This window comes from Streptomyces sp. NPDC096311 (genome assembly GCF_044763085.1).
In the GTDB taxonomy this organism is placed as follows: domain Bacteria; phylum Actinomycetota; class Actinomycetes; order Streptomycetales; family Streptomycetaceae; genus Streptomyces.
This window is the reverse complement of record NZ_JBIWFN010000068.1, coordinates 1-1,590: the sequence shown is the minus strand read 5'-3', so window position 1 is coordinate 1,590 and position 1,590 is coordinate 1. Positions and strand designations below refer to the sequence as shown.

The 1,590-nt window shown below is 68.9% G+C and carries 1 protein-coding gene; it reads right to left on the bottom strand.

The genetic code is table 11. The features are described 5' to 3' along the window. Positions 1-8: 8 nt before the first annotated feature. On the bottom strand, positions 9-1,451 hold the full coding sequence (locus ACIRA5_RS53615; RefSeq protein ID WP_403706010.1) for an NF041680 family putative transposase: 1,443 nt from the start codon (positions 1,449-1,451) through the stop codon (positions 9-11). Between the last annotated feature and the right edge of the window lie 139 nt (positions 1,452-1,590).

The following is a 1,590-nucleotide window of genomic DNA, read 5'->3' as shown; positions in this document are numbered from 1 at the left end:
CTTGTTCCTTATCGCCGGGCTTGATCGCGTTCGATCAGCGTCTCCGGGCGTTTGATGGTTTTGCCCACGTCGTAGCGGGTGGCGGGGTGTCGGTTCTTGGAGCCGGGTGGGCGTCCGGGTCCGGGCCGGGTGGGTTTCGGAACCCTGGCCGGGTTGGCGAGGTGGGGTCGGATGTTCCGGAATGCTCGGCGAACACGCGTCGGGGTCCTCGCGGTGCCGGCGTGGGTGGACTTCTCCCAGGGCTTGCGCTGGTCGGCCGTGGCTGGGGCGGCGAGGCGGAGCTGGGTGTGGACGACGATCACGAGCCAGGTCCAGCGGTCGGCTGCCTGTGGGTTGCGCAGGCGCGGGCGGGTCCAGCCGAGGTCCTGTTTGAAGTAGCGGAAGGTGTGCTCCAGGTCGAAGCGGCGCAGGTAGCAGGACCAGACCTGGTCCACGTCGGTGGTGCTGGCGCCGGTTTTCGAGGACCACAGCCACAGCGGCGGCGCGTCGCGATCGCCGGGCAGGCGCTGGACCTTGAGCCGAATCAGGGTGCCCTCGACCAGGGGGAGTTCGCCGTCGTGGTCGATCCACGAGGAACGGTGGGTCAGCCGGGGGTGGACCCGGTCCCAGGCCTGGGTGTGGGCCTTGCCGTAGCGGTCGGTGTCGTTGACCGTCACCAGCGCGGGCTCGGGCCAGGTCTCCGGCTTGGCCAGCCGGAGTTCCAGGCCGTGCTTCCGCGGGCGTCCCAGGGGCTGATAAGTGAAGGACAGCGGCCGTGGCGGAACCCTCAACACCCGGTCGGAGCGCAGGCGGCCGACGAGTTCGACGGGCAGGTCTCGCAGGAGCCACGCCAGGCGAGTCACGTCGTAGCCAGCGTCCATCACGACCAGCATCTCCTGGTCGCCGGTCCGCCACTGGGCGGCGCGGACCAGGCGCTCGACCACGGCGCGCAGCTGGATGGCGGTGACAGCGGTGGCGTCGTCCTCGGGGCCCAGGCGGACCGCGTCCAGGACCGCAGTCCACGACGATGGGCCCGGGGAAAGGGCGGCGACCACGGAGTACGGCCAGCCCGGGATGATCTGAGCGGCCGCCCGGGATCGGCCGTGAACGTGGCAGAACAGCCGCTCCGGCGAGCACGCCGCATCCGATCGGAGCCACGGTGAGACGTCCACGGACAGCACGATCCGCCCCTCGAAGCGCGGCAGCGGCACCGAGACCAGCAGGTCACGCAGCCGCTCGACATCGAGGCGACCGTGGTTGAGCGCCGCATACAAGGAGCCGTAGCCGCGGCGGTGCTCAGCGGTCAGCGACAGCTCCACCGGGGTCTTCACCGGCTCGTCCGCACACAGCAACGCGTCGGTGAGATCGAAGAACGCATCCGCCCGCGCCGACAAGCACCCGTAAAAGTCGGTCCGGAAGTGTGACAGTTCCTCGAATGCGTCCCGCTCGCCGACCCGCGCCAGCACACTCATCACCACGGCCTTCTTCGTGAACACTCTGATCTCGTCGCTGAGTTCAGGATCACGAGAAGGCCGTACCCACGTCCGGCGATCACCCGAACGAGTGACCTGGCGAACGTTGATGATCAAGCCGGAGGTTAAGGAACAAGCT